This window comes from Ruegeria atlantica (assembly GCF_001458195.1).
Taxonomy (GTDB): Bacteria; Pseudomonadota; Alphaproteobacteria; order Rhodobacterales; family Rhodobacteraceae; genus Ruegeria; species Ruegeria atlantica.
The window spans coordinates 382244-399734 of record NZ_CYPU01000039.1 but is presented as its reverse complement, the minus strand read 5'-3'; the positions used below and the strand labels follow the sequence as shown (position 1 = coordinate 399734).

At 57.5% G+C, this 17491-nt stretch carries 15 protein-coding genes; 9 read left to right on the top strand and 6 right to left on the bottom strand.

From position 1 onward, the window contains the following. Positions 1-62: 62 nt before the first annotated feature. The 3 genes from RUA4292_RS11815 to pyrH all read right to left on the bottom strand — a co-directional run bounded on the left by RUA4292_RS11815 (position 63) and on the right by pyrH (position 3772). Positions 63-1487, bottom strand: a complete 1425-nt coding sequence (locus tag RUA4292_RS11815) for a cryptochrome/photolyase family protein (protein WP_058277751.1) — start codon at positions 1485-1487, stop codon at positions 63-65. A gap of 54 nt (positions 1488-1541) precedes the next feature. Next, positions 1542-2768, bottom strand: a complete 1227-nt coding sequence (locus RUA4292_RS11810; protein ID WP_058278173.1) for an aminotransferase class V-fold PLP-dependent enzyme — start codon at positions 2766-2768, stop codon at positions 1542-1544. Between the two features lie 251 nt (positions 2769-3019). Continuing rightward, entirely contained in the window at positions 3020-3772 is a 753-nt protein-coding gene (pyrH, locus tag RUA4292_RS11805; RefSeq protein WP_058277750.1) for a UMP kinase, read from the bottom strand. 94 nt (positions 3773-3866) lie between these two features. On the opposite strand from pyrH, the gene miaA reads away from it, so the two are divergent. The 5 genes from miaA (at position 3867) to RUA4292_RS11780 (ending at position 11598) form a co-directional block, all read left to right on the top strand. After that, complete coding sequence (gene miaA / locus RUA4292_RS11800) at positions 3867-4763, top strand: tRNA (adenosine(37)-N6)-dimethylallyltransferase MiaA (protein WP_058277749.1); 897 nt, start codon at positions 3867-3869, stop codon at positions 4761-4763. Positions 4764-5090: 327 nt separating this feature from the next. Continuing rightward, the gene (locus RUA4292_RS11795; protein WP_058277748.1) at positions 5091-6761 is read left to right on the top strand and encodes an ABC transporter substrate-binding protein; all 1671 of its coding nucleotides are present in this window, start codon (positions 5091-5093) and stop codon (positions 6759-6761) included. 135 nt (positions 6762-6896) lie between these two features. Beyond that, on the top strand, positions 6897-7943 hold the full coding sequence (locus tag RUA4292_RS11790; RefSeq protein ID WP_058274233.1) for an ABC transporter permease: 1047 nt from the start codon (positions 6897-6899) through the stop codon (positions 7941-7943). 12 nt (positions 7944-7955) lie between these two features. Next, a complete protein-coding gene (locus tag RUA4292_RS11785; protein WP_058277747.1) occupies positions 7956-9419 on the top strand; it encodes an ABC transporter permease in 1464 nt (487 codons plus the stop codon). Positions 9420-9510: 91 nt separating this feature from the next. Further along, complete coding sequence (locus RUA4292_RS11780) at positions 9511-11598, top strand: dipeptide ABC transporter ATP-binding protein (RefSeq protein ID WP_058277746.1); 2088 nt, start codon at positions 9511-9513, stop codon at positions 11596-11598. A gap of 62 nt (positions 11599-11660) precedes the next feature. On the opposite strand, the gene RUA4292_RS11775 is transcribed toward RUA4292_RS11780, so the two are convergent. Beyond that, on the bottom strand, positions 11661-12239 hold the full coding sequence (locus RUA4292_RS11775) for a lytic transglycosylase domain-containing protein (RefSeq protein WP_058277745.1): 579 nt from the start codon (positions 12237-12239) through the stop codon (positions 11661-11663). 207 nt (positions 12240-12446) lie between these two features. Between RUA4292_RS11775 and ssb the strand changes: the two genes are divergently transcribed. Then, the gene (ssb, locus tag RUA4292_RS11770) at positions 12447-12959 is read left to right on the top strand and encodes a single-stranded DNA-binding protein (RefSeq protein ID WP_058277744.1); all 513 of its coding nucleotides are present in this window, start codon (positions 12447-12449) and stop codon (positions 12957-12959) included. Positions 12960-12977: 18 nt separating this feature from the next. Then, complete coding sequence (locus tag RUA4292_RS11765) at positions 12978-14048, top strand: site-2 protease family protein (protein ID WP_058277743.1); 1071 nt, start codon at positions 12978-12980, stop codon at positions 14046-14048. Here the strand turns inward: RUA4292_RS11765 and aroB are convergent, their stop codons facing one another. Both aroB and RUA4292_RS11755 read right to left on the bottom strand, forming a co-directional pair. Further along, entirely contained in the window at positions 14049-15161 is a 1113-nt protein-coding gene (gene aroB, locus RUA4292_RS11760; protein WP_058277742.1) for a 3-dehydroquinate synthase, read from the bottom strand. It abuts the gene before it with no gap. Continuing rightward, the gene (locus tag RUA4292_RS11755) at positions 15162-15749 is read right to left on the bottom strand and encodes a shikimate kinase (RefSeq protein ID WP_058277741.1); all 588 of its coding nucleotides are present in this window, start codon (positions 15747-15749) and stop codon (positions 15162-15164) included. Positions 15750-15828: 79 nt separating this feature from the next. On the opposite strand from RUA4292_RS11755, the gene RUA4292_RS24965 reads away from it, so the two are divergent. Then, positions 15829-15978, top strand: a complete 150-nt coding sequence (locus RUA4292_RS24965; protein ID WP_170557697.1) for a hypothetical protein — start codon at positions 15829-15831, stop codon at positions 15976-15978. Then, positions 15968-17491, top strand: a complete 1524-nt coding sequence (locus RUA4292_RS11750) for a hypothetical protein (RefSeq protein ID WP_058277740.1) — start codon at positions 15968-15970, stop codon at positions 17489-17491. Before RUA4292_RS24965 ends, RUA4292_RS11750 begins: the two co-directional genes overlap by 11 nt.

Here is a 17491-nt window from a genome sequence, read left to right as displayed (position 1 = left end):
CCTCTGTGCGGCCGCGCAAACAGGCTAGGCCGAGTTTGTGTTTATGGCAAGTTTTCAATTTGTTACTGGTTTTTTCGGCCCTCATAGGCCGCCAATGCACGCGCCCGGCCGGCTGCCAAAGTGACAACGGGTTGCGGGTATGGGCCCTGTGGGCTGAGGTTCCATGACTTCGGAACCGCATCAAAATACGCCAGTGCTGTTGCTGGTGGATTGCTCTGCCCCTCAGCAATCCAATGCCGAACGAAGTCCGATTGCGGATCGAACTTTTCCCGCTGGGTTTGCGGATTGAAGATGCGAAAGAATGGCGAGGCATCCGGCCCCGACCCTGCAACCCATTGCCAGCCCATCGCGTTTGCCGCCGGATCCCAGTCGACCAGACAATCCGCGAACCAATCCATGCCAATTTTCCAATGCGTCATGAGATGCTTGGTCAGGTAACTCGCCACGATCATCCGGGCCCGATTGTGCATTCGCCCGGTCACATACATCTGCCGTAACCCGGCATCGACTGCCGGCACGCCGGTTTTCGCCTGCTTCCAAGCGACCACTTCAGGCTGGTCCGGATCAGTGTTCCAGGGAAACCTATCCCACTCCGGCTTCCAATTACCGCTGAGCAAGGATGGAGTGTGATACATCAGATGATAAGCGAACTCGCGCCAGACCAATTGGCGCAAATAGGGTTCGCCCCCCTGAACTCCCGTCATCCCGGCCCGCTGAACTGCGTGCCAGACACTACGCGGGCCTATTTCACCTAAAGACAGATACTCGGACAGGTTAGATGTTCCGTCCAAGTCCATACGATCCCGGCGATCTGAATAGTCGGCGATGCGGTCCAGAAATTGATGCAACGCCTCAAAAGCTGCGGTTTCGCCCGGACGGACATGGGGTGTGACCACGGATGCTCCGCGGCGCATCTGCGCGCCCAGATGCCAATCCTCAAGGTTTTCAGAAACGGGCCACATCGCGGGCGTTTTGAGATGAGACACAGCGTTGTTTGGGGCCGGAACATCCCGGCTGCGCACTGAACGCCACATTGGAGTGAACACACGGAACGGCTGCCCTGTTTTCGTCGCCACTGTCCAAGGTTCGAACAAAAGATGGCCGGCGAAGGATTTAACCGTGACACTTTGGTCGGTCAGAGCCGTCTTGATCTTCGTATCTCTGGCAATGGCTTCCGGGTCATATGCGCGGGTCCAAAACACATCGCTTGCGCCGGTTTCGACGACAAGCTGCCGCAGAACGGTCAGCGCATCCCCATGCCGCAGGATCAGGCGGCTGCCAGCCTGTTCTAGCGCCTGGGCAAAAGCCTTTAGGCCCAATCCAAGACGCCATTTCGGCGCTGCGCCCCAAGCCTGGACCGTGTGGTCTAGAACGAAAACTGGTATGATCGGTCGCCCGCTCTCAACCGCGGCGCTCAGTGCAGGGTGATCCGACAGGCGCAAATCCCGTCGGAACCACATTATGATCGGTGACCGCTGCTGTTCCATGTCCGCCCTGCTCTTTTCTTCTTTCGTCGGTTACGAAGCAGCAGGGGAATTGGATCACAAAACGTCGTCTAGTGCATTCAAAAGCTGATCAATTTCCTGTTGAGACGTATAGTGCGTAAAACTGACCCGCAGCACGCCCTGATCAGGATCAACCCCCATCGCGGTCAACGGGCGCACGGCATAGAAATCACCTCCGCCAGCCATGATTCCATATCCAGTCAGATCGGCGGCAACCGCTTCGGCATTGCGGTTCAACGCCAAGGTCACAGTCGGCGCGCGGCGGCTGGCATCGGATGTTCCGATCAGGCGAACGGCGTTGCGGTCTTTGACCGCATCCAGAACCGGTTGCAGCAGTGCGACCTCGTGCGAGCGCATCAGATCATGGGCGAATGAACCACGCTCGGCCGCTTCGCCGGTTGGCCCGCTATGATGGTCGCACAGCAGATCAATATAATCCGCCATGCCCGCGCTGGCCGCAATCTGGGCATGGTCCGGTCCCGCCGGAGTAAACCGTTGGTACAGCACGTCGCCGTTGAAATAGTGCCCCTGGTTCGGCAGCATCTCCCCCAGCGTACGCCGGATGACCATACAACCCTGATGCGGCCCATATGTTTTGTAGGCCGAAAACAGATAGATATCCGGCCCCAGATCACCAACATTCGGAAACCCGTGTGGTGCGTATGATACGCCGTCAACGCATACAAATGCCCCCACCGCATGGGCAATCGCGGTGATCTCGGTCACCGGGTTGATCTCTCCAATCACGTTCGAGCAATGGGGAAAACACACCAGACGCACGTTTTCGTCCAACAGGTTTTCCAAGTCCATCGGATTCAACGACCCGGTGTCGGGATCAATCTGCCATTCGCGGATTTCGATCCCCTCGTCGGCCAGCCGCCGCCACGGACCTGAATTTGCCTCATGATCCTGATTGGTGACAATGATGGCCTCACCCGGTTGCATCCATTGGCGGAAAGCTTGCGCCAGGACATAGGTGTTCTGCGTAGTCGAAGGGCCAAAGCTCAGCTCATCCGTCTCGACGCCCAATATGGCTGCCATGCGTGCCCGGGCTTCGTCCATTTCCTCGCCGGCAAGACGGCTGGCCTCATAGGGTGCATAGGGTTGCACTTTGCGCTGGGTATAATAGCGCGTCAGGCGGTCGAGAACCGGCTTGCAAGTGTATGACCCACCAGCGTTTTCGAATAATGCCTGCCCTTGCAGGCTAGGCTCGGAAAAGGCCGGAAACTGTGACCGGACAAAATTGATATCCAGAGTGCTCATGGCACGTCTCTCCTTGATCATGCGCGTTCATTCAAGAGGTGTCCGAGCATGATTTCGAAACCCTCAGAAATCATGGCAGGTCTTCCAGCCCAGCCCGCGCGATAGGCGCAGACAGCTCCCGCTACCGATCCGGCACGGGAACGCGGTCAAATTGCAAGGACTGAGATGGTTCGTCAAGCATTCAGGTTTGCTAAACGCGCACAAAAAAGCCGGGCATCCAAACCCGGCATTTAAGCAAACTGTAAAGCGGTTTAGCCCTGAACTTTGGTGTAGGTCCCCTCACCGGCCAAAATGCCCCGGAACCCGCCGGGTTCGTCCAGCCCAAAGACAATCAGCGGCAGATTGTTGTCGCGCGCCAGTGCAATGGCCGACGCGTCCATGACCCGCAGGCGTTTGGCCAGAACATCATCATAGCTGACGGTGTCGTACCGCACGGCATCCGCATGTTCCTTGGGGTCCTTATCATAAACACCATCGACGCCGTTCTTACCCATGAAGATCGCCTGACATGCCATTTCGTTGGCGCGCAGGGTCGCGGCAGTGTCGGTGGTGAAATACGGGTTTCCGGTTCCGGCGGCAAAGATGCAGACCCGTTTTTTCTCAAGGTGGCGCACGGCGCGACGGCGAATATAGGGCTCGCAAACCTCATCCATGCGGATGGCCGAGATAACCCGAGTGAAAACGCCGATCTCTTCCAGCGCGGACTGCATCCCCAGCGCGTTCATAACCGTTGCCAGCATGCCCATGTAATCAGCGGTAGTCCGTTCCATCCCCTGTGCCGATCCGCTGAGACCGCGGAAGATATTACCGCCGCCAATTACCATACAGATTTCGACGCCCAGATCGTGGACCGATTTGATCTCTTGCGCGATGCGCTGAACTGTGGGCGGATGCAGGCCGAACCCCTGATCGCCCATAAGCGCCTCGCCCGAGATTTTCAGCATTACGCGATCATACCTTGCCTTTGTGATTTCGGCGGGGTCGGTGGTAGGGGAAATGGTCATGTTGCGCTCCGGGCTGGCACGGGTTTATTTTCCGGCGCAAAATGAAGCAAAACAGCCGCAGGTTCAATGCGATTGGTAAGGAATGAGGCAGTCCATGATAACCGAACCCGCAAGATCGCAGATATTGGACCGCCTGCCCCCCATTCCTGATGAGAAACCTGTGTTGATTGCAGGCCCTACCGCCTCTGGAAAGTCCGCCCTTGCCCTGTTGATCGCCGAGCAGTTCGGTGGTGTCATCGTGAATTCCGATGCCAGCCAGGTCTACGATTGTTGGCGCGTGATTTCCGCCCGCCCGTCGGCTGAGGAGGAAGCCCGCGCACCGCATCTTCTGTACGGACATATCTCATATGATCAGGACTACTCCACCGGCCATTGGCTGCGCGAGGTGAAACCACTGCTAACCGGCGGCGCACGCCCCATCATTGTAGGGGGCACCGGCCTATATATTTCTGCGCTGACCGAGGGTATGGCCGATATTCCACCTACACCGTCCGAAATCCGGGCCGAGGCAGACAGCCTAACCTTGCAGACTCTGATCGCGGGTGTGGATGCACAGACACTGGCCCGGATCGACACACAAAACCGCGCCCGTGTTCAGCGGGCTTGGGAAGTGCGGAAAGCCACTGGTCGAAACCTCAGTGACTGGCAAGACGCAACACCGCCCCCAGATTTGGACGTGAAGAACACAGTGCCCATCGTTTTTGACGTAGATAAACAATGGCTTTTGGATCGCATCACGCGCCGCTTTGACCTGATGTTGGACACTGGTGCATTGACCGAGGTTGAAAGGATGCGGGACCGCTATGATCCGTCGCTTCCGGCATTCAAGGCCATCGGAGTACCCGAGTTGATGGCCTATATCGACGGCGCCATGACGTTGGATGAAGCCCGCGAACGCGCCACGATTTCGACCCGCCAATTCGCCAAACGACAGCGCACCTGGTTTCGCGCCCGCATGAAAGGTTGGAATCGGGTTGACTTATCAAAGTGATACCTGATGCGGTTGAAGTCGCACTGATCGCGAACACACGTTCAAGGAATTCGCGGCGAATCCACTGCCGCGAAACTGAACCTGCCAAGGGATTCCCCTGGGGCTGAAAATGCTGATAGCGGTAAACTCTGCCCATCAATGTCGTTTTTGTACCTCGAATGACGATTTCGAACATTGACCTCACCCAAATTCTGGTGCCGAATGTCGGTCATGGGGATGTCCGAAATCCGAGATCAGAAGACCATTGAACCTGCCGGCCGGAGCATTCCGGCCTGAGCGGTTCGACACTTCATCCAAAAAAATACTGTCTCACAGGGAGTAACGTTAATGAATAATCAAACAATGACCGGAGCACCGATGCACTGGGCGGCAGAAATGCACGCACAGGAATATCGGGACGGCAAACTGAACCGACGCGAGTTTTTGACCCGCACCACGGGCCTTGGGGTCACCGCGGCCGCAGCCTATGGCTTGATCGGCCTGGCCGCCCCGGCGCGTGCGGCCGGAGAAGATGCCAAGAAAGAAGGCGGCACCCTGCGCGTTCAGCAGGAAGTGCGCGCCCTGAAGGACCCACGCACCTATGACTGGTCGCAGATCGCAAACGTTACCCGCGGCACGCTCGAGTATCTGGTCGAGTACAACTCGGACGGTACGTTCCGCGGCATGTTGCTGGAAGGCTGGGAAGTCAACGACGACGCAACCGTTTACACACTGAAAGTCCGCCCGGGCGTCAAATGGAACAACGGTGACGACTTCACCGCCGAGGACGTGGCCCGCAACATCGGGCGCTGGTGTGACAAGAGCTCAGAAACCAATTCGATGGCAGGTCGCTTTGCGACACTGATCGATCCGGAATCCGGTCAGGCCATTGAAGGTGCAATCGAAGTTGTCGACGCCAACACCGTCAAACTGAACCTGCCGGCCTCTGATATCTCGTTGATCGCAGGCATGGCGGACTATCCCGCAGCTATCGTACACAGCTCGTTCAGCGAAACCGATCTGCTCAACAATGTGGGCACCGGCGCATATCTGGTGCAGGAATTGGAAGTCGGCGTGAAAGCCACCCTCGTTCGCAACGAGAACCACACCTGGTGGGGCGAAGAGATCTTTGGTCGCCCGGCGCTGGACAGCATCGTCTACATTGACTACGGCACCGACCCGTCCGCTTGGCTGGCCGCGCTGGAATCCGATGAAGTCGACATGTTGTATGAATCGGTTGGTGAATTCATCGACGTGATGGATAGCCTCGGCTATGTGAAGTCCGAAGTTGTGACCATGAACACCATCGTCGTCCGCCCGAACCAGTTGGCCGAGATTGACGGCAAGAAGCCTTACGAAGACAAGCGTGTGCGTCAGGCTCTGCAAATGGCGGTTGATAACTCGATCTGTCTGGAATTGGGTTACGGCGGTCGCGGTTCGCCTGCGGAAAACCACCATGTTGGTCCAATCCACCCGGACTATTACGAACTGCCGCCGCAGAAGGTCGACCCGGAAGGCGCACGTGCGCTGATGGAAGAAGCCGGAATGATCGATTTCGAGCACGAGCTGATCTCGATCGACGACGACTGGCGCCGGAACACCACCGACGCGGTTGCAGCGCAGCTGCGTGACGCGGGTATCAAGGTCAAGCGGACCGTTCTGCCGGGCAACACGTTCTGGAACGACTGGGCGAAATACCCCTACAGCTCGACCAACTGGAACCACCGCCCACTGGGCGTGCAAATCTGGGCTCTGGCCTATCGTACCGGTGAAGCCTGGAACGAATTCGGCTGGGCAAATGCCGAGTTTGACGCGCTTTTGACCGAAGCGCTGGCCATCGCGGATGCCGACAAGCGCCGCGAAGTGGTCGCCAAGGGCGAGGCGATGATCCAGGAAGAAGGCGTGACCATTCAGCCATACTGGCGTTCGCTGTATCGCCACATGAAGGACGGGCTTGTCGGCACCGACATGCATGTCTCCTTCGAGCATCACCACTATAAGTGGGGCTGGGCGGCCTAAAACCTGCCAGACGTTAATGGGGGCGCCTGAACAGGGCGCCCCTTTCCAGCCGCAGACAGGCCGACACGGGGTCGGATGTCCGAGGCCAGACAATGGTCCAATGATCTGCGGAACACCCGAACAACAGGGGCCAACATGGGACTATTCATCCTCCGACGGTTCGGCGTCATGCTTCTGACTGCATTGTGCCTGACTTTCGTGGTCTTCTTTCTGACCAACCTCTACCCGAACCTGGAAAAGCTTGCGAAAACGCAGGGCAACCAGCGGATGTCCGACGAACAGGTTGAGACCTGGTTGGACAATCGCGGTTATCTGCAACCAACGCTGGTCAAATACGGTCAATGGCTGGGGGTTTTGCCAGGCTATACCAAGACACTTGATGACGGCACGTTCCTTGGAACGTGTACCAGACCGGGGTCGACCGAGGAAACGACCTCCAGATATTGCGGTGTTTTGCAAGGCGACTGGGGCTATTCCAGCGTGTTCAAAGACGAGGTCGGCACCATTGTTGGCAAACGCCTGGGCAACACCGGCTATCTGATGTTTTGGGTTTTGGTCCTGATGGTGCCATCCGCGCTACTGGTTGGAGTATTGGCCGGGATGCGCGAAGGATCAGCACTGGACCGGTCCCTCTCCACCTTCTCGATCATCACGACGGCGACGCCAGAATACGTATCAGGCGTGATCTTCATCGCGATCTTCACCTCGTCCACCGTGGGCCTGAAATGGTTCAAGGGCACTGCGACGCAAGCGATGGACAATCCGACCTTTGAGAACTTCTTTCTGCCGGTTCTGACCATTGCGCTTTACGGGATGGGCTATATCGCCCGGATGACCCGCGCTTCGATGACCGAGGTGATGACCGCACAATATATCCGTACCGCGCGTCTCAAGGGTGTTTCCTTTGGGAACATCGTTATGAAGCACGCGCTGCGCAACGCTCTGATCGCCCCCTTTACCGTTATCATGCTGCAGTTCCCATGGCTGCTGAATGGCGTGGTGATTGTTGAGACCCTGTTTAACTACAAGGGTTTTGGCTGGGCACTGGTGCAGGCGGCGGGCAACAACGACATTCAGCTCTTGCTGGCGATTTCGGTCGTGTCGGTCTTTGTGGTGCTGGTGACGCAGCTGATATCCGATATCGGCTATGTCTACCTCAACCCGCGCATCCGAATTTCGTAAGGGAGATAGATCATGGAACCTCTAAGCTGGACCGGCTCTATCGCCATTCTAAACCCTATCCTGATGATCGCGCTGGCTGCGTTGGTCGTATCTATCGTCGTCTGGATCATCGGCAGCATCGTCCTACCCGAAGTCCCGTTGAGCTTGAATGCGGACGGCACGCTCAGCTCAGGCACAGGACTGCGGGGATTGACCCAATCAGCCTTGAGATACAGCTTTTTCGCCTGTGTCGTCCTTGCGCTGGCGTATATCGTGCTTGGCATCCTCATGGGCACCAGTGCCGGGATCGTCGGCGCGATCTCACAGCAATTTCTGCCTGTGTGGTTGTCGCTGATCATCCTGTTTGCAATGTCGATCGCCTTCAAACGACGCCTCGGGCTGTACGGCAAACTGTTCGACAGCCCCATCGGCATGATCGGCTTCGGCCTTGTGATGTTTTGGGTCTTCACCGGTATCTTCGGTGCGCTGGATCTGATCATTACACATGACCCGCTGAGTCAGGTCTCTGGCATGAAGAACAAAGTGCCCGGAACGCCCCTGCAAAACCCTGAAGACGGCGAGTATGCCTGGTACCTTCTGGGCGGCGACAACCTTGCCCGCGACGTCTTTAGTCGCATGGTCAAAGGCGCATGGATCGTGGTGCAGATCGCACCGCTTGCGACCATGTTCGCATTTATGGTCGGGATCACTCTGGGTCTGCCGGCCGGATACTACGGAGGACGTCTGGACACGTTCCTGTCCTTCCTTGCCAACCTGATCCTGGCTTTCCCGGTCATCCTGTTGTTCTACCTGCTGGTCACACCCGAAATCGTGGCGACAGGCGTGCCTAACTATATGGCAGCCGTTTTGTTCATATTCCCGATCTTGTTCATCGGCGTTCTGCTGAACTCGCGGTATTACACCCGCCCGAATTTCCGCACTCCGCTGTTGATCGGGGTTCTGGGTATCGCGCTGTGGCTGTATCTGTCGCTGATTTCGACCGATGGCTACATCATCAACACCGATGATTACGGCATTTGGGGATTGCCGACCTATCTGGACCTGTTCGATATCCCTGGCGGTATCCTCGTGGTGTTTGTTTCGGTTGTCTTCGTGAACTCACCCACCGTGTTCCGCATCGTGCGCGGTCTCGCGCTGGACATCAAAACACGGGATTACGTGGCTGCGGCACAGACCCGTGGCGAAGGCCCGTGGTACATCATGCTGTGGGAAATCCTGCCCAATGCTCGAGGTCCGCTGATCGTCGATTTCTGTCTGCGTATCGGCTATACCACGATCCTGTTGGGAACCTTGGGTTTCTTCGGATTGGGACTGCCGCCGGAAAGCCCGGATTGGGGCTCTACGATCAACGAGGGGCGCAAGCTGTTGTCGATCTATCTGCACCCTGCCCTTCCGCCTGCCTTTGCCTTGCTGTCGCTGGTTCTTGGTTTGAACCTGCTGGCAGACGGCCTGCGCGAAGAAAGCCTGAAGGACTGATGTGAGAGCGACCGGGGGCTTTGCCCCCGGACCCCCAGGATATTTTTAGCCAGATGACGGGGAACCCCGGACTCTCGCGAGGAGATACAAGATGAACAAATTGGCGGAATATGACGGCCCAATTCTTGAGATCGACAAACTGTCGATTTCTTTCTTCACCCGCCTTCGGGAAATTCCCGCCGTGATGGATTTTTCGGTCAGCGTACAACCCGGCGAGGCTGTTGGACTGGTCGGGGAATCCGGTTGCGGCAAGTCCACTGTGGCACTTGGGGTCATGCAGGACCTTGGCAAGAACGGGCGGGTTGTTGGGGGTACAATCAAGTTTAAAGGACGCGATCTGGCTGAGATGAGTGCGGATGAATTGCGCGACATCCGCGGCAATGAGATCGCGATGATCTATCAGGAGCCGATGGCCTCGCTGAACCCGGCGATGAAGATCGGCAAGCAATTGATGGAAGTGCCGATGATCCACGAGGGAGTCGGCGCAGAAGAGGCCTATGCCCGTTCATTGGAAGTGGTGACGGACGTACGCCTGCCCGACCCCGAGCGGATGCTGAATTCGTTCCCCCATCAGCTGTCAGGGGGGCAGCAGCAGCGTATCGTGATCGCGATGGCGCTGATGTCGAAGCCGGCGCTGTTGATTCTGGATGAACCGACAACCGCACTGGATGTGACGGTCGAGGCCGCCGTAGTCGAGCTGGTCAGGGATTTGGGTAAGAAATACGGCACCTCGATGCTGTTCATCTCCCACAACCTTGGTCTGGTTCTGGAAACCTGTGACCGGCTTTGTGTGATGTATTCGGGTGAGGCAGTCGAGCGCGGCTCGATCCACGATGTGTTCGACGAGATGCAGCACCCCTATACGCAAGCGCTGTTCCGCTCGATCCCGTTGCCGGGGGCAGACAAGAACGCGCGCCCACTGGTGGCCATTCCTGGGAACTTCCCCCTGCCCCACGAACGTCCGTCAGGCTGTAACTTTGGCCCACGCTGCGACTATTTCGAAGAAGGCCGTTGCGACGCGCAGAACATTCTGATGGAGCCTGTACCCGGCAATGACCGCCACCACACACGCTGTTTGAAGTACAAAGAGATCGACTGGAATGCCCCAATCACTTTGGCGGACAAGAAAGAAAAAGGTGAAATCGGCCGTGTTGTCCTGAAAATGGACAACCTTAAAAAGTACTACGAAGTAGCCGCCAATGCATTGTTCGGGGGCGGTGAGAAAAAGGTGGTCAAAGCCAACGAAACACTGAGCTTTGAGGCACATGAGTCTGAGACGTTGGCGATTGTGGGCGAATCTGGGTGCGGTAAATCCACCTTTGCCAAGGTTTTAATGGGGCTAGAAACAGCCACCGACGGGCAGATCCTGCTGGATAACCGCAATATCGAAGACGTGCCCATTGAAGAGCGTGACGCCAAGACTGTTGGCGAAGTTCAGATGGTGTTCCAGAACCCGTTTGACACGCTGAACCCTTCGATGACCGTTGGGCGGCAGATCATCCGCGCGCTGGAAATCTTTGGCGTGGGAAATTCCGAGGCCGAGCGTAAACAGCGCATGTTGGAATTGTTGGATCTGGTGAAGCTGCCTCGTGCCTTTGCCGAGCGGATGCCACGCCAGTTGTCCGGTGGCCAGAAACAGCGCGTCGGTATCGCACGTGCCTTTGCCGGGGATGCCCGGATCGTCGTTGCGGATGAACCTGTGTCAGCTTTGGATGTGTCCGTTCAGGCGGCAGTGACCGACCTGCTCATGGAGATCCAGCGCGAGCACAAGACCACCCTGCTGTTCATCAGCCACGACCTGTCGATTGTGCGCTATCTCAGCGACCGGGTGATGGTGATGTATCTGGGCCATGTGGTCGAGCTGGGAACCACTGATCAGGTGTTCTCGCCGCCCTATCACCCCTATACCGAGGCTCTGCTGAGTGCTGTTCCCATTGCGGATACGTCGGTTGAAAAAGCGCATATCGTTCTGGACGGTGATATCCCCTCGGCCATGAACCCGCCCCCTGGGTGCCCTTTCCAGACGCGCTGTCGCTGGAAATCCGAAGTGTCGGGTGGGCTGTGCGAGAAGGATGTGCCGCCGGTGAAAACCCTGGCGGACGGACATCAGGTCAAGTGCCATCTGTCCGAAGAGGTTCTGGCCCGCATGGAGCCGGTCATCAAAATCGCGGCCGAGTAACAGCCCAAACGCAAAGAACCGGCCACAGCGCCGGTTCTTTTCTGACTTGGGATGGTTGTTGATCAGCCGCCCCAGATCACTTTCACATAGTTCTGGGTTTCTTTGTAGGGCGGCACGCCGCCGTGCTTTTCCACGGCTTTCGGACCGGCGTTATATGCCGCCAGCGCCAGACGCCAGGATTTGAACTTGCGGTACTGCCAGGACAAATAACGGGCCCCGCCTTCCAAATTCTGTTTGGGATCATGCGGGTTCACACCCAAAAGGCGCGCGGTGCCAGGCATCAGCTGTGCCAGACCCAGTGCCCCTTTGTGGGAAACCGCGTGCGGGTTCCATCCGCTTTCCTGTTGAACCAGTCGCAGGAACAGCTCTTCCGGGACACTGTGTTTCCGGGCTGCCTGCCGCGCCAGCGCCAGGTATTGGCCGCGATATTTACCATTATAGCGTTTGCTGAACTTCGGTTGGGCAGTCTTTGGCTTCAGCCGTTCAGAATCGCGGTACTGGGTGGCAGCGCGCGAATCGAGAATTTTGGATTGCTTCAGAAAAATGTCCTTACGGCTTTTGGTTGACAAAGTCTCAGCCGCAGCCGGGATCGAAACCAATGCAAGGCACAGAATAGAAAAACAACCAACCAGCAAACGCATTAATGCCAATCCCGTTCGTTCAAGAATCCGAGGGAGTATAGAAATTTCAGTAAAAAATGAAAGCTTGGTAAACAACACCTGAGAGTTTTATTGCCCAGTGTTGCACACATCAACTGTGTTTTAACCACGACGTAGGCCGTATAGGGTCGCCTAGAAACTTTGCGCCAGATTCGGGCGCGCTCGACACAGACAAGAACGGGGAAATATATGGCAGGTTCAGTCAACAAGGTCATTCTTATCGGCAATCTTGGCCGCGATCCTGAAGTTAGGAATTTCCAAAACGGGGGCAAAGTATGCAACCTGCGCATCGCCACATCCGAAAACTGGAAAGACCGCAATACTGGCGAGCGTCGCGAACGCACCGAGTGGCACTCGGTCGCGATCTTCAACGAAGGGCTTGTCCGCGTAGCGGAGCAATATCTGCGCAAAGGCTCGAAGGTCTATCTCGAAGGGCAATTGCAGACCCGTAAATGGCAGGACCAATCTGGTCAGGACCGTTATTCGACTGAGGTTGTTCTTCAGGGCTTCGGCTCGACCCTTGTGATGCTGGATGCGCGCGGCGAAGGCGGCGGCGGAGGCGGTTATGGCGGCGGACAGTCAGGCAGCTATGGCGGTGGTCAGGCGGGCGGCGGCTATGGCGACCCCTATGGCGGACAGTCCAGCGCCCCTGCCCCTGCACCTGCATCCGGCGGAATCGACGACGACGAGATTCCGTTCTAAGGCAAACGGAGACGAAACATGACATGGTCCTTCTCACTCGGCCGGGTACTGGGGTCGGAACTGAGGGTCCATGTCACCTTTTTTCTGTTACTGGGCTGGGTCGCCTTTGCGGCCTATTCCCAAGGCGGGGTGCCTGCCGCGATCGACAACCTGATCTTTGTTCTGGCGCTGTTTGCATGCGTTGTCGCGCATGAGTTCGGCCACGCGCTGATGGCGCGGCGCTACGGCATCAAAACCCCTGACATCACCTTGCTGCCTATCGGCGGGCTTGCCCGGCTCGAACGGATGCCCGAGAAGCCTATGGAAGAAGTCTGGGTCGCTCTAGCCGGGCCGGCAGTGAATATTGTAATCTGGATCGTTTTGATGGCCATGGGGGCCGGAATGACGCTGGACTCGCTGGCCCGGATCGATTCGACCAGTGCCGGACTGTTGAACCGGCTTGCCTATGTGAATTTGTTGCTGGCCGTATTCAACATGATCCCGGCCTTCCCTATGGACGGCGGCCGGGTATTCCGCGCGCTTTTATGTCTGAAGATGGACCGGGTAAAAGCCACACGTATCGCCGCTCTGGCGGGTCAGGTCGTGGCGGTGGCGTTTGGTTTTCTCGGTCTGAGCACAGGTAACCCTCTGCTGGTTTTGATCGCCGTCTTTGTGTTCGTCGCGGCCAATGCGGAAAGCCACGATGTGGCCATGCGCTCAGTCGCGCGGCGGGTGCTGGCCCGCGACGCTATGATTACCGAGTTTCACGCCCTATCGCCCAACGACACGCTTGCAACCGCCGCACAGGCCGTCATTCACACCACGCAACACGAATTCCCCGTGTTGGGTTCGAATGGAGACTTGCTTGGTTTTATTGCGCGCGGCACGCTGTTTACTGCCATGGCGCAAGAGGCTCCTCGGTCCGATCTGGCAACTTCGATCATGGAAACCGAGATTCCGCGTGTTGAATTGACCACCGGCTTGGAAACCGTGCTGGGGAAACTACACAAGGGTGCTCCCGCCGTCGCAGTTTGCACGCAGGCCGGCGCAATGATTGGCTACATCACCCGCGAAAACATCGGTGAATTGATGGTGATCCGCGGACGCTGATCAAACCGTTGCCAAGGCGTCTTCCAGCACGGACAACACAGCGTCCCTTGGGACGTCCGAAGTGACGAACGCCTGCCCAATCCCGCGCGCCAGAATAAATCGCAACTGGCCGTCGATGACCTTTTTATCCTGCGCCATCAAATCAACCAGCGCTTCGGCATCCGGCAGATCTCCGGGAATGTCCGCCAGATCGGTTTTCATTCCCATCGCGCGCAGATGCGCCCGAACCCGGCTTGGATCTTCCTGTGAGCACAACCCAAGACGAGAGGAAAGCTCAAACGCCAGTGCACAGCCGATGGCAACGCCTTCACCGTGCAGCAGACGATCCGAATACCCGGTGGCCGCTTCAAGCGCGTGACAGAACGTGTGCCCAAGGTTCAGCAGCGCACGGTCGCCCTGCTCAGTCTCATCGCGGGCTACAATATCGGCTTTCATCTGAACCGAGCGTGTCACCGCCCGCACACGCGCGGCCATATCGCCACCCGAAACGTCGGGACCGTTAGCTTCGAGCCATTCAAAGAACTCTGCATCGCCCAGCAGGCCGTATTTGACCACCTCGCCATAACCCGACAGGAAATCCCGCTGAGTCATGGTGCCCAGAACCGATGTATCCGCCAGAACCAGAGACGGCTGATGGAATGCCCCAATCAGGTTTTTGCCCTGTGGAGCGTTGATGCCGGTTTTTCCGCCAACAGAACTGTCCACCTGCGCCAGCAACGAGGTCGGTATCTGGACGAAACGGACACCGCGCCGCAAAACGGCCGCAGCAAATCCCGCAAGATCACCAATGACCCCGCCACCCAAGGCAATCACCACATCGCGGCGTTCTATCTTTTCCGACAACAGCCATTCAACCGCGCGTTCAAAATGCGGCCAGCTTTTGGTGGCTTCTCCTGCGGGCAAGGCCAGCGAGGTCATCTCGATTCCAGCTGTTGCCAGGCCATCCCGCAACGCATTCAGATGTAACCCGGCCACGTTCTCATCCGTCAGAACGGCAACCTTGGGCCGGTGCAACAAGGGTGCAATCATCGTGCCGGATTGTGCCAGCAGGTCGGGCCCGATTTCCACGTCATACGAGCGTTCGCCAAGCTCTACATGTACGGTTTGGTGCATTTACTTCCGTTCCAATACGTCGGGGCGCGTCAACATCGACTCCACCACCCGGTCCACCATATTTTCAATCGAGGTTTCGCCATCGGACTCAACTGTCAGACCTGCCTGCGCATAAACCGGGACGCGGGCTTCATACAAGGCGCGCAAGGTCGCATAAGGGTCAGCCGTGCGCAGCAAAGGCCGTGTGTCCTTATGTTTGACCCTGTTCCACAACACCTTCAAGTCAGCCCGCAGCCAGACCGAAACCCCGCGTTCAGTGATCATCTGGCGGTTCTGATCGGAAAGAAAAGCGCCCCCGCCAGTTGACAGGATGCCTTTTTCCTCGTCCAGCAGACGTCCGATGACCTGACTTTCCTTGGCGCGAAAGAACGGTTCACCATCACGCTCAAATATCTCGGGGATGGTCATATTGGCAGCCGATTCGATCTCGGCGTCGCTGTCGAGGAAGGGAACACCCAGCCTTGCGGCCAAAGCACGGCCCACAGCCGTCTTTCCGGCCCCCATCATGCCAACAAGAACGACGGTTTTGTGCAGTTCAAAGACCGCATCAGTACCTTCTGTGTGGGCGTTATGCTTAATTTCGCTCATTTCAACGTGAATGACGTGATCTTACGAAAAATGCCAGCTATAACTATGGCAAAAGACAAAATTGGGGCAGCGTTGAGCAATGGGCCGTCTGATCAAGTTCCTGATATATATTGTTTGCCTGTGTTTTGTCGGGCTGGTGGGATATGCGTATTTGGGTCCGATATTCGGGGTGGATTTCTCGGCCCCGCAAGACGAGATCCGAGAGCCGGTAATCCTGAATGTTGAATAAAGCCGCACTGGCTGCCTTATTGCTGGCTGGATCAGCGCAGGCGCAACAGGCTCCTCTTTCCGTCATCGATTGGCTGACGGACCCTCCGGAAAACCTGCCGGGGACTGTCCTGTTGGAACCACCGGTCACGGAGACGGGCATTCAGCCGGATATCCAAGTCTCTCCGCTTGAGGCGCTGTCACAGCCGTTGGGGCTTGTGTCGTCGTCTGTGACTGGCCTGCCGGTGCATCTTTGGCAGAATAGTGATGCAGACCGGCTGGCTGAGCTGATCACCGATGTGCCGGTTCGCTTTAACCCCGCCATGCAGCGGTTGTTGTTTACGCTGATCCTGTCCGAGGCCCGCGCACCTGCCAGTTCAGGCGCCGAGGAAACGCTACTATTGGCCCGCATCGACCGATTGATGCAACTTGGCGCAGCCGACCCGGCGCAATCGCTGGTCCAATTGGCCGGTCCGACCGACACACGCGAAAGGTTCCAGCGCTGGTTTGACGCCACCCTGCTCACTGGGGACGAGGATCGCAGCTGTACGTCGCTGATCGCGAAGCCACACCTGTCGCAGGACTACGCCGCGCAAATATTCTGCAAGGCGCGGCGCGGAGACTGGCCATCAGCCGCCCTCACACTGGAAGCTGCACATGCATTGCAAATATTGCCACCAGAAGAGCTGGATGTGCTGGATCGCTTTCTCAGCCCCGAGTTGTTCGAAGATGCCGAATACCTTCCGCAACCAGATGATCCCAGCCCGCTGACCTTTCGCCTGTTTGAGGCGATCGGAGAACGCCTGCCATCGGCCCCTCTGCCCCGTGCCTTTGCGAATGCCGACCTGCGGGACGTAGCCGGGTGGAAAGCGCAGATCGAAGCGGCTGAGCGGCTGACCCGCATTGGCGCGCTGACCCCCAACCAGTTGCTGGGTCTGTATACCGAGCGCTCTCCGGCCGCATCCGGCGCAGTTTGGGACAGGGTCTCGTCCGTGCAACGGTTCGAGTCTGCACTGGATTCGCGCAATCCCGACAAAATCGCCCGGGCTTTAAATACTGTGTGGACGCAAATGCGCCTGATCGGATTAGAGGTACCCTTTGCAGAATTGTTCGCAGAACGCCTGTCGCAGATAGAGCTGACGGATCCGTCGGCGGAACAGCTGCGCTGGCGTATCCTGCTGTTGTCCGAACTGTATGAAACAGCAGCCCTTTCTGTGCCCGGTCAATCCGACGAAAATCACTTTCTGGCGGCGTTAGCGCAAGGCGATCCGGGGCGCGCGCGCTCTCCTTCGCCTCTGGCGGATGCGGTTGCGCAAGGATTTGCATGGGCTGCTCCGGTCCCGCCGAATATCGAAACGATGCTAAACAACAATCAGCTAGGTGAAGCGATCTTAGAGACCATGCAGCGGTTTGCACACGGGGCACGCGGCAACCTTGTCGACCTGACAGCGGCTATCGCGACTCTGCGCCGTGTGGGTCTTGAGGACACCGCCCGCCGCGCCGCGCTGAACTTGTTGATCCTGCAGGACAGTTGA